The sequence below is a fragment of the Streptomyces sp. NPDC002779 genome (assembly GCF_042888685.1).
Taxonomy (GTDB): domain Bacteria; phylum Actinomycetota; class Actinomycetes; order Streptomycetales; family Streptomycetaceae; genus Streptomyces.
Genome location: NZ_JBIAQC010000004.1, coordinates 581,520 through 591,846, shown reverse-complemented (window position 1 = coordinate 591,846; position 10,327 = coordinate 581,520). Strand labels below are relative to the sequence as shown.

The window sequence follows — 10,327 nt, the reverse complement described above, 5'->3', positions numbered from 1 at the left end:
CTCGCCAACCTGATCATCAGCATGCACAGGCACATCGTTCCAGACGCCCGAATCAGCACCCATCCACCTTGACCAAAGACATAGGGGCACCCCCCCGCTGAACCATGTCCCGGCGTGCTGTGCGGCCTTCTCCACGGTCAGCGCGCCGAGCGTGTGCGCGGCGCCGCACAAGGTGATGATCCAGCCGGCCCACTTGATCATCTGAACCAGGCATGACAGTGAGAGGGCAACGGGGCGGACGCCCCCGAGACAGTCGCGTGGATCACAGGATCCTGCAGGCGACGCGCGAGCTGATCGACGACATCGGCTACCCGGCCCTGACCGTCGACCAGGTCGCGGCGCGCGCCGGGGTGGGCAAGGCCGCGATCCACCGCCGCTACGCCTCCAAGGCCGAGATGGCGTTCGTCGCGACCACGGACGAGCGGGAGCTGCCCGCGTTGACCGGGACCGGCTCCTTGTACGGGGATCTGCTCGCGTTGGTCCGCGCATTTCACCGGCGCGTGGCCACCCCGGCCGCCCGGCATCTGGCACCGGCGCTGATCAGCGAGATCGCCGCCAACCCCGAACTGGACAGGCGGTTCCAGGAAACCTTCCTGGTTGCCGAGCAGGCCGTCTTCGCCGACATCATCGAACGGGCCGTGAATCGCGGTGAATTGGTCGGGCCGGTCGACCCCGCGATGGCACACCTGCTGCTTCTGGGCTCCTTGGCGTCCGCCCTGTACATCCTCAATCTGCCCGTCGACGACGCGTTGGTCACCGACCTCGCCGCTGCCGCCGCCGCGGGAATCACCGCCTTGGCCGCCCGGCACCACAGCGACCTCGAACCTCGCTGAGACGCCCGTGGCTGTGGCGCACGAGATGCGGCTGAGCCGCCTACTGCCAGCCGGCGTCCGCAGGGGTGGCCTGCCAGCCGGCGTCCGCGGGGGCGCTCTGCCAGCCGGCGTCGGCGAGCACGGAGGAGGCCGGAACCGTCTCCGCCTCGGACTGGAACGCGACAGCCGGGGCGGCGAGAAACGCCGCAGCAGCCAGAGAGGTGACCGCGGCAGTCCTGGCGAGGCGAGTACGAAGCATGAGGGTGTCCGTTCATCCGGAGGTGAGGTGCGGTGTCGGCAGCCTTCGCGTCCCGCGGTGACGCTCGGCCTGGCCGGTCACCTCAGAATTGCCGCAGCTCAGCCCCTCGGAAAGACTCCGCGAATGGACGGAAGAGGCATTGGACTGATGCGTCCACGCAGGCCGCGTCCATCCCCGTCTCGGTCCGCCGGCCCCGTCTCAGTCCGCAGCCTCCTCTCAGTCCGCCGGCCCCGGCAGGAAGGCGAGCGGCTGCACCGGCACTCCCGCGCCGGTCAACCGCGCCCCGGCCAGCTCCGGCATCTCGCGCAGCAGCCGGTCGCAGACCTGTACGGCCCGCGCCTCTGCCTCCTCCAGGACGCCTGCCAGCAGATAGACGCCGAGTGTGAGTCCGCGCGGGGGGCACGCGTGCACGGCGATGTGCTCGACGCGATCGCCGGGGACGATCGCGCGTCGCACCAATTCCCTGACGTTCTGCGGGAGTTCCACACCGTCGGGTAGATCCAGATGTGCGTGGACCAGGTACATGCGCTCCAGAGTCTCAACGCAAGACGCTTTCGGGGCGGATATCGGCCTGGACGGTTGCGGTCGTGGCCCATTCCGTCCTTCGGCTGTGACGATCAACCGCCCTCTGCGAGGATTCCCGACGGGTATGGGATGTTCTATGCAGGGACCTGGGGGCCACATGATGACCGCACTTGGACTCGATGCCGTCGCCGAGACGGTGTATCGCGCGATGCTCAGACACCCGGCAGCCGGTGTCGCCGTCCTCGCCGAAAGCGTGGAGCTGTCCGAGGAGAGCGTGCGGGACGCCCTGGACACGCTGAGCGAGCTGGCCCTGGTGCGTCCGGCCGCCGGGGACGCGGGCCGACTCCGCGCTGTTTCGCCCGACATCGGGATGGAGATCCTGATGGCCCGGCAGCAGGCGCTGCTGGCGGCCCACCAGGAGCGCCTCGAAACGTCACGGGCGGCTGCCGCCCAGCTCATCTCCGAGTACGCCGAGCTTCGCCCGGCCACCAGCCATCCCGAAGTAGAACAGCTGGTCGGCCTCGACCAGATCCGTGACCGGCTGGCCGTCCTCACCCGCGAGGTGGCCGAGGAGTTCCTGACCTTCGCCCCCGGCGGGCCGCAGACCTCGGAGAACATGGCCGCGTCACGGCCGCTCAATCAGGATCTGCTCGGTCGTGGAGTGCGGATGCGCACGGTGTACCTCGACAGCGTCCGCACCAACCGGCCCACCGTCGAGCACGCCGACTGGCTGGCGGGTCTGGGCGGCCAGGTCCGCACGGTGCCGTCCCTGCCCACGCGGATGATCCTCATGGACCGGCGGATCGCCATGATGTCGGTCAACAGCGACGACACCGGCACGGGTGCGGTCCTGCTGACCGGACAGGGCATGCTCACCGCGCTGTGCGCACTCTTCGAGACGACCTGGGAGACCGCCCGGCCGCTCGGCGAGGTCGTTCCCGTCGATCGGGACGGGCTCACCGGCCAGCAGGCGACCGCCCTTCGCCTGCTGGCCGAGGGCCACACCGACGAGACGATCGCCAAGCGGCTCGGGGTCTCGCCTCGTACGGCCCGGCGGATCGCCTCCGAACTGATGGAGCGCCTCGGCGCACGCAGCCGGTTCGAGGCCGGCGTACGCGCCGTTCAGCAAGGCTGGCTCCCGGCCCGCCTCTGACCCATCCCGGTCCCGGGCCTCGGATTCGCCCCGGCCCCCATACCCATACCCCTCAGGACGCAACCGGCCAGGGACTCTTGCGTCCACCAGAACCCTCTTCCCCCGGCCGTGACCTGCGGCGAAAGTGGCTTCTGCCACCGGGCGCCACACCCCGTTCCAGCTCTCACAGCTGCACCTGCAGGGCAGCTGTCCGAGCCAGGGATGTGCCGCGCGCCCGCTCGTCTTCCATGCCGCAGGAGAGAACATGAAGCTGAGCAACACCGTCCGTCGTGCCTCCGCCGCCCTCGCCGTCGGTGCCATGTCCCTCGCACTGGTCACGGTCACCGGCGAGACCGCGCAGGCCGCCGCCTCGTGTACCGGCGACGTGTCGATCTACGGCACCCTGTCGGACGGCCGGCTGACGTACACCCAGATCGCACCGAACACCGGCGACCGCCTCAAGACGCTCATCGGCCCGGACCTCGGCTTCACCCCCAAGGCCATGGCGACCCTCAACTTCAACACCATCCTGGTCACTTCGACCACCGGCGACCTCTACCGCGTCGACGTCCAGACGAACAACACCTCACTGACCCTGGCAGGCGTCGTGAAGATCTGGGACGGTGGCTGGACCTTCGACAAGATGGTCTACGACGGCGCCGGCCACCTCTACGGCACGGTCGACGGTCAACTCCACCAGTACGTCGTGTCCCAGGCCAAGCCTTCGGGAACGGCACACATAGGCCAGCACGTGGTGATCGACACCGGGTTCGTCCTCAAGACGCTCGCGGCGGCCGGCGACGACCGCATCATCGCCTCGACATCCGGCGGCCAGCTCTACAGCTACAAGATCGACGGTGTGAACGACTGGACCCGCGCCACCCTCAAGAGCGCCGGCTGGACCGGGGTCGACTCGCTCACCTCCCCCGGCGGGGGCCTGTACTACGGCCGCACCAGCGGTGGCATGTACTGGTACCAGGACGCCGACCCGACCGACGGAGACGGCTCCGACATCGCGTACCACCCCAACGACCCGGTGGACGCCTCCGGTTGGACTCAGAGCCTCCTGTCGGCCTACGCGAACAACTGCGCCTATGTGCCGCCGGCGCCCTCCGCCACCACCGGCGAGAAGATCGCCAAGGTCGCCAACGCCCAAGTGGGCAAGAACTTCTACGACTTCAACTTCCAGCACAACAACGCCTGGTGCGCCGAGTTCGTCCGTTACGTGTGGGCCAACGTGGGGGTCAAGACCAGCGGTGTCACTCCGGAGTCGGGCAGTCTCTACACCTACGGCCTGAACAACGGCACCCTGCACAGCACCCCGAGGGTCGGTGACGCCGTGGTCTACGGCTACCACGGTGGCGGTGACGCCGATCACGTCAACCTGGTCGTGGCGGTCGACGGCGACCTCGTCACCACCGTCGGTGGCAACGAGAGCGACATGGTGAAGAAGGCCACGTACAACTGGAAGACGAACAACAACCCCCTGAACGCGGGCGACATCGCGGGCTTCGTCTCTCCCGTCGGCTGAGCACGCAGGGACCGGCAAGGTGGGGGTCAGCTGCCGTGCGGGCCTTGCGCGAGCCGGGGTGGGGTAACGGGCTTGCAGTCAACCGCGTTTCCAGCAGGCCATGTTGTTCACTGCACGCCCACGGTCGCCCTCTATGCACGGTGGGGTCGCTCGTAGATCCTTTGAGCCATGACCGAAAAGGCAAGCGATCCCTCGTGGCCCTCCCGCATCAGCGCGATCACCCTGTTCGTTGAGGACTTGCAGGCCACGAAGCAGTTCTACCGAGAGGTCTTCGGCCTGCCGGTGCACTACGAGGACGACAACTCGGCCGTGTTCGGCTTCGGCAACACCATCATCAACCTGCTGAAGTCGGCCGCGGCACACGATCTCATCGCTCCCGCGAGCGTGGCGGCCCCGGAGAAGGGATCCCGCGCCCAGCTCACCCTCCCGGTGGACGATGTGGATGCGAAGTGCAAGGAACTGGTGGCACTCGGCGTGACGCTGCTGAACGGTCCGATGGACCGGCCCTGGGGAATACGGACCGCCAGCTTCCAGGACCCGGGCGGCCACATCTGGGAGATCGCGCAATGAGTACGACGTCAACCGACCCGGAGATCAACGCACTTCTCAGCTCCCTGGACGGACAACGGCGCCATGTCGTCGGCATCGTGGACGGTCTCGACGACCAGGCGCTGCGGCGGCCGATACTGCCGTCGGGTTGGAGCTGTCTGGGGCTCGTCCAGCACCTCGCGCTGGATGTTGAGCGGTTCTGGTTCCGCGCGGTCGTCCTCGGGGACAAGGACGTCATTCGCGCTCTGGACGAGACCGACGACGCTTGGCAGGTGGCACCCGATGTGCCGGCCACCGGGGTCATCGAGCGGTACTGCCGGGAGATGGACCTCGCAAACGCTTCTATCGCCGCTTGCTCAGCAGATACCACGCTGGCCTGGTGGCCCCACCACCTCTTCGGGGAACCGCATCTGCACAACTTGCGTGACGTCATGCTCCATGTCATCACCGAGACCGCGTGCCACGCGGGCCACCTCGACGCAGCCCGAGAGCTGATCGACGGCCGCCGCTGGCTGGTCCTGACCTGAAAGCCGCGCTCCGGCTTCGCAATCTCCCGCGCTCGCTCATCACGTCCGCCGCGATGGCTGGAGAAGCCCGCATCCCGTACACCACACCGCCGCGCCCGCGAGCAGCGGGCGCGGCGGCCGGATCATCACACTTCACGATATGCCACGCTGGTTCGCCCGCGGCGGGCGGCGGCAGGCCACGGGTCACCGCCACCCGCACCTTCCGCGAAGCTCCTGCTCCGGGCCGACGGTCAGCCTTGGCTCTGCCGGTGGGCGCCGATGATGTCCGCGTACCGGCGACCGCTCGACTTGATGGTGCGTGCCTGGGTCGTGTAGTCGACGTGGACGAGCCCGAACCGCTTGTCGTAGCCGTAGGCCCACTCGAAGTTGTCGAGCAGGGACCATGCGTAGTAGCCGGCCAGCGGGGCTCCCTTGCGCACGGCGCGGGCGCAGGCGGCGACATGCTGCTCCAGGTAGCGAGCGCGGTCGGGGTCGTCGACGCTGCCGTCGGGGCCGACGGTGTCGGGGAAGGCGGAGCCGTTCTCGGTGACGTACAGCCGCCCGACGCCGTAGTCATCGGTCAGCCTCATCAGGAACGCCTCCAGACCGCCCGCGTCGATCTGCCAGTCCATCCCGGTGCGCGGCACGTCGGGCAGGCGCACCTCACGGGCGTACGGGACGGGGCCGGCCGGGTCGTCGGCGACCGTGACGGGGAAGTAGTAGTTCAGGCCGTGCCAGTCGAGCGGGACGGCCATCGCCTCCAAGTCGCCTGGGCGCTCGGGGAGTTCGACGCCATAGAGCTCGCGCATGTCGGCGGGGAAGCCGCGGCCGTAGACCGGGTCGAGCCACCAGCGGTTGGTGTGGCCGTCCATGCGGGCGGCGGCGGCGATGTCCTCCGGGCGGCTGGAGGCGGCCTCGACGGTGGAGTGGTTGGTCACGAGTCCGACCTGAGCGCCGGGGGCCGCCGCGCGGATGGCCTGGGTGGCGATGCCGTGGCCGAGCAGCAGGTGGTACGAGGCCTGTACTGCGGCGGTGAGGTCGGTGAGGCCGGGTGCCATCCGGCCTTCCAGGTGGCCGATCCAGGCCGAGCAGAGCGGCTCGTTGAGGGTTGCCCACTGGGTGACGCGGTCGCCGAGGCGCCCGGCGACGGCGGAGGTGTAGGCGGCGAGGTGTTCGGCGGTGTCGCGGACGGTCCAGCCGCCGCGGTCCTGGAGGACCTGGGGCAGGTCCCAGTGGTAGAGGGTGATGCTGGGGGTGATGCCCGCCGCGAGGAGGGCGTCGACGAGACGGTCGTAGAAGTCGAGGCCGGCCGCGTTGACCGGGCCGTCGCCGCCGGGGACCACGCGTGGCCAGGCGATGGACATCCGGTAGGTGTCGGTGCCCAGCTCCTTCATGAGGGCGATGTCCTCGGGCCACCGGTGGTAGTGGTCGCAGGCCTCGTCGCCGTGGTCGTCGTTGTCGATCTTTCCCGGGGTGTGGGAGAAGGTGTCCCAGATCGACGGTGCCCGGCCGTCCTCGGCGACGGCGCCCTCGATCTGGTAGGCGGATGTGGCCGTACCCCACGTGAAGTCGTCGGGGAAGGCGGCGAGGTCTATCGAATCGGACACAGAGGGTGCCTCTCTGGGGTGGTCGGAGGAAGCGAGATCAGAAAGAAGCGCCGCGCGCTGCTACTTGACGGCGCCGGCGGTCAGGCCGGTGACGAGGTAGCGCTGCAGGAGCAGGAACCCGGCGACGACGGGCAGGCTGACGACGAGCGACGCGGCCATGATCTGGTTCCAGTACACGTCGTTCTGGGTGGAGTAGCCCTGGAGCCCGACCGCGAGGGTGCGGGTGGTGTCGTTGGTCATGACGGAGGCGAAGAGGACCTCGCCCCAGGCGGTCATGAACGCGTAGACGGCGACGGCGACGATGCCGGGGATCGCGGCCGGCACCACGACCCGGAACAGGGCGCCGAGCGGCCCGCAGCCGTCGACCTTGGCCGCCTCGTCGAGGTCCTTGGGGACCGAGTCGAAGTACCCGATCAGCATCCAGATCGAGAACGGCAGCGAGAAGGTCAGATAGGTGAGGATCAGGCCGCCGCGGGAGCCGAACAGGGCGATGCCGGTGGCGTTGCCGATGTTGACGTAGATGAGGAACAGCGGCAGCAGGAAGAGGATGCCGGGGAACATCTGGGTGGACAGCACCGTGACCGTGAAGACGCGCTTGCCGCGGAAGGTGTAGCGGCTGACCGCGTAGGCCGCGAACACCGCGATGGTGACGGAGCAGACGGTCGCCGCCCCGGCCACGATCAGCGAGTTCATGAAGTAGTCGGCCAGCGGCACCGTCTCCCAGATGTCGAAGTACGGGCGGACGGTGAGACTCGAGGGCATCCACTGGAACTTCCCCGACACGTCCTCCAGCGGCTTCAGCGAGCTGGAGATCATCACGTAGACGGGCAGCAGCACGAAGCCCGCGAGGAGCGTCAGGAAGATCCGCCGGCTCCACAGGAAGGACTGCGGCGCGGCCATCGGAGAGCGGGCCTGAAGCCCGGACCGGCTAGGCATCGGTGGCCTTCCTTCCGCGGGAGGTGAGCGCGAGGTAGGCGCCCGTCACCAGGAGCAGGAACAGCAGCAGCAGGACCGACATGGCGGAGCCGGTGCCGAAGTTCCAGGTCTGGAACGAGGACTGGTAGATGTGCAGCGAGATGAGGTCCGCGGCCTCCGGTGCCGCCTCGCCGAAGAGGACGAAGGGGGTGTTGAAGTCGTTGAACGTCCACAGGAACAGCACCAGCACGAGCACCTGGTTGACCGGGCGCAGGGACGGCAGGGTGATGCGGCGGATCTGCTGCCAGATGCCGGCGCCGTCGAGCGCGGCGGCCTCGTACATCTCGCGGGGGATGTTCTGCAGCCCGGCCATGACGATGAGGAAGGCGAACGGCCAGCCCTTCCAGACCGAGACGACGAGCAGGGCGATGAAGCTGTTGTCGCCGATGAGCCAGAACGGCGCGCTGTCGGTGAGCCCGAGCTGGTCGTGGATCACGTGGTTCACCAGGCCGTTGTCCCGCTGGAACATGAACGCCCAGGTGATGACGGCCGCGTAGACCGGCAGCGCGTACGGCACGAGGAAGAGCGTGCGCAGGAAGCCACGGCCGCGGAAGCTCTCCTGCATGAAGATGGCGGCGGCCACCCCGAGGAGCCAGCACAGGCCGACCGAGAGCACGGTGAACAGACAGGTCGTGACGAAGGACTTCAGCAGTGCCTCGCCGATGGGGGCGTTGAAGTCGACCGCGAGGGAGTAGTTGTCGAATCCGGTCCAGGGAGCTGTGGTCCAGTCACGGATGTAGAACTGGGTGAGCTCCCTGAAACTGACGGCGATGCCGATGACCATCGGCACCAGATGAACCAGGAGTTCGAGCAGGAGGGCGGGGAGCAGCAGGAGGTACGGCAGGCCGATGCGGCGCAGCCGCCCGAAGCGGCGCGTGCGCGCCGCTTCGGGGGGGCTCTTGCGTGCCTTCCGCTCGCCTGTGCCAGGGGCAGCGGTGAGAGTCATCTGGGTGTCCGTACTCAGTTCTTGGGCATCTGCTGCTGGGCCTTCTCAAGCTTGGCCCGTACCGATTCGGTGGTGATGGCCCGGCCCGCGGCGGCGTCGGCGAACAGCTCCTTGACGGCGGTGCCCACGACGGTCTCGAACTGCGACTCCTCCGGCACCTGCGGCAGCGCGGTGGCGCTGGTGGCCAGGGTCTCGCGCAGGACGGCGAGCGAGGGGGTGTTGAAGGCCGGGTCCTCCTGGGCGGCCTTGACCGGCGGGATGGAGCCGTACGCCTTGTTGAGGATGACCTGCTCCTCCTCGCTGGTCATGAAGTTGACGAACTTCTTGGCGCCGTCGATGTTCTTGGTGTTCTTGAAGACGGCGAGGTTGATGCCGGCGACCATGGAGTTGGTGTTGGCGCCCTCACCGGGGGTGCCGGACTGGACGGGAGCGGGCGCCACGCCCCACTCGTCGTCCTTCATGCCCTGGGTCTTGAAGGTGGCCGAGGCGGTCTGCCACAGCACCATGCCGGTCTTGTCCTTGGCGAAGTCGCTGAGGGACTGGTTCTGCGCGTACTCGGCGTTGCCGGGCGCGATGATCTTGTCCTTGGCCATCAGGTCGACGTACTGCTTGACCGCCGCGACGGCGCCGTCGGAGGTGAAGTCCGGCTTGCCGTCAGGGGTGAAGAAGTCCGCGCCGTGCTGCTTGCCGAGGACGAACACCTGGTGGATGTTGTTGGAGAGGTTGGAGCCCTCGGCGCCGAGGCCGTTACTGCCCTTGGCGGTGAGCTTCTTGCCGGCCTCGACCAGCTCGTCCCACGTGGCCGGGGGCTTCTCGATGCCGGCCTCGGCGAAGAGCTTCTTGTTGTAGTAGAGCGCGTAGGCCATGGAGTACAGCGGTACGGCGGCGGGGTCCTGGCCCTGGACGCCGGTGGAACCGAGCGCGGAGTCGACGAAGCGGTCCTTGCCGCCGATCGCCTCGAAGTTCTTCGCGTCCCAGGGCAGCAGGGCGCCGGTGGCCTGGAGGGAGGCGCTCCAGGTGTTGCCTATGTTCAGGACGTCGGGTCCCTGGCCGGAGGTGGTGGCGGTGAGGATGCGGTTGAGCAGGTCCGACCAGGGCACCACCTCCAGCTTCACCTTGATGCCGGTCTCCTTCTCGAACTTGTCGAGTTCGGGCTGGAGGACCTTCTTGTCCACCTCCAGGTTGGCGCCCTGGTTGGAGGCCCAGTACGTGAGGGTCTTGGGCTTGTCGTTGGACCCCTCCGAGCCGGACGAGCCCCCGCCGCAGGCAGCCGCGGTGAGAACGAGGGAGAGGGTGACGACGCCGACGGCTGCGGCTCTGATTCTGCGCATGACTCCAAGGGCCCTTCCGGGGAGGTGGATGGACTTCGCCTGCGGGGAGGGTGCGACACGACTGGCGTCCCGCGTTCGAGGCCTGAAGCACCCCACCGCTTAATTCACGGTGTGAGTTAAACCTCAAGTGAAGGTCGCGTCAAGGGCTCCGCCC

General features: G+C 68.2%; 11 protein-coding genes and 1 pseudogene. 5 read left to right on the top strand and 7 right to left on the bottom strand.

The features are described from left to right. Positions 1-201, bottom strand: a pseudogene (locus tag ACFYW5_RS15445) (hypothetical protein); the annotation flags it as partial. A gap of 56 nt (positions 202-257) precedes the next feature. On the opposite strand from ACFYW5_RS15445, the gene ACFYW5_RS15440 reads away from it, so the two are divergent. Continuing rightward, a complete protein-coding gene (locus ACFYW5_RS15440; RefSeq protein ID WP_389417463.1) occupies positions 258-833 on the top strand; it encodes a TetR/AcrR family transcriptional regulator in 576 nt (191 codons plus the stop codon). Positions 834-873: 40 nt separating this feature from the next. Here the strand turns inward: ACFYW5_RS15440 and ACFYW5_RS15435 are convergent, their stop codons facing one another. Both ACFYW5_RS15435 and ACFYW5_RS15430 read right to left on the bottom strand, forming a co-directional pair. Next, complete coding sequence (locus tag ACFYW5_RS15435) at positions 874-1,071, bottom strand: hypothetical protein (RefSeq protein WP_389417462.1); 198 nt, start codon at positions 1,069-1,071, stop codon at positions 874-876. 216 nt (positions 1,072-1,287) lie between these two features. Then, complete coding sequence (locus ACFYW5_RS15430; RefSeq protein ID WP_389417461.1) at positions 1,288-1,596, bottom strand: hypothetical protein; 309 nt, start codon at positions 1,594-1,596, stop codon at positions 1,288-1,290. A gap of 157 nt (positions 1,597-1,753) precedes the next feature. Between ACFYW5_RS15430 and ACFYW5_RS15425 the strand changes: the two genes are divergently transcribed. The 4 genes from ACFYW5_RS15425 to ACFYW5_RS15410 all read left to right on the top strand — a co-directional run bounded on the left by ACFYW5_RS15425 (position 1,754) and on the right by ACFYW5_RS15410 (position 5,335). Further along, positions 1,754-2,749 carry a LuxR C-terminal-related transcriptional regulator gene (locus tag ACFYW5_RS15425; RefSeq protein ID WP_389417460.1) on the top strand — a complete coding sequence of 332 codons (996 nt, stop codon included), beginning with the start codon at positions 1,754-1,756 and terminating at the stop codon, positions 2,747-2,749. A 244-nt stretch (positions 2,750-2,993) separates the two neighbouring features. Continuing rightward, positions 2,994-4,259, top strand: coding sequence for a CHAP domain-containing protein (locus ACFYW5_RS15420; RefSeq protein ID WP_389417459.1), 1,266 nt, complete (start codon positions 2,994-2,996; stop codon positions 4,257-4,259). A 168-nt stretch (positions 4,260-4,427) separates the two neighbouring features. Beyond that, positions 4,428-4,829 carry a VOC family protein gene (locus ACFYW5_RS15415; protein WP_389417458.1) on the top strand — a complete coding sequence of 134 codons (402 nt, stop codon included), beginning with the start codon at positions 4,428-4,430 and terminating at the stop codon, positions 4,827-4,829. Continuing rightward, positions 4,826-5,335, top strand: a complete 510-nt coding sequence (locus ACFYW5_RS15410) for a DinB family protein (RefSeq protein WP_389417457.1) — start codon at positions 4,826-4,828, stop codon at positions 5,333-5,335. The genes ACFYW5_RS15415 and ACFYW5_RS15410 overlap by 4 nt, the downstream gene beginning before the upstream one ends. A gap of 230 nt (positions 5,336-5,565) precedes the next feature. On the opposite strand, the gene ACFYW5_RS15405 is transcribed toward ACFYW5_RS15410, so the two are convergent. From ACFYW5_RS15405 to ACFYW5_RS15390, 4 genes are read right to left on the bottom strand one after another with little or no spacing between them, the layout of a single operon-like run. Then, a complete protein-coding gene (locus ACFYW5_RS15405; RefSeq protein WP_389417456.1) occupies positions 5,566-6,921 on the bottom strand; it encodes a GH1 family beta-glucosidase in 1,356 nt (451 codons plus the stop codon). A gap of 60 nt (positions 6,922-6,981) precedes the next feature. After that, the gene (locus ACFYW5_RS15400; RefSeq protein WP_389417488.1) at positions 6,982-7,821 is read right to left on the bottom strand and encodes a carbohydrate ABC transporter permease; all 840 of its coding nucleotides are present in this window, start codon (positions 7,819-7,821) and stop codon (positions 6,982-6,984) included. 28 nt (positions 7,822-7,849) lie between these two features. Further along, a complete protein-coding gene (locus ACFYW5_RS15395; protein WP_389417455.1) occupies positions 7,850-8,842 on the bottom strand; it encodes a carbohydrate ABC transporter permease in 993 nt (330 codons plus the stop codon). 14 nt (positions 8,843-8,856) lie between these two features. After that, entirely contained in the window at positions 8,857-10,173 is a 1,317-nt protein-coding gene (locus ACFYW5_RS15390) for an ABC transporter substrate-binding protein (RefSeq protein WP_389417454.1), read from the bottom strand. Positions 10,174-10,327 lie beyond the last annotated feature (154 nt).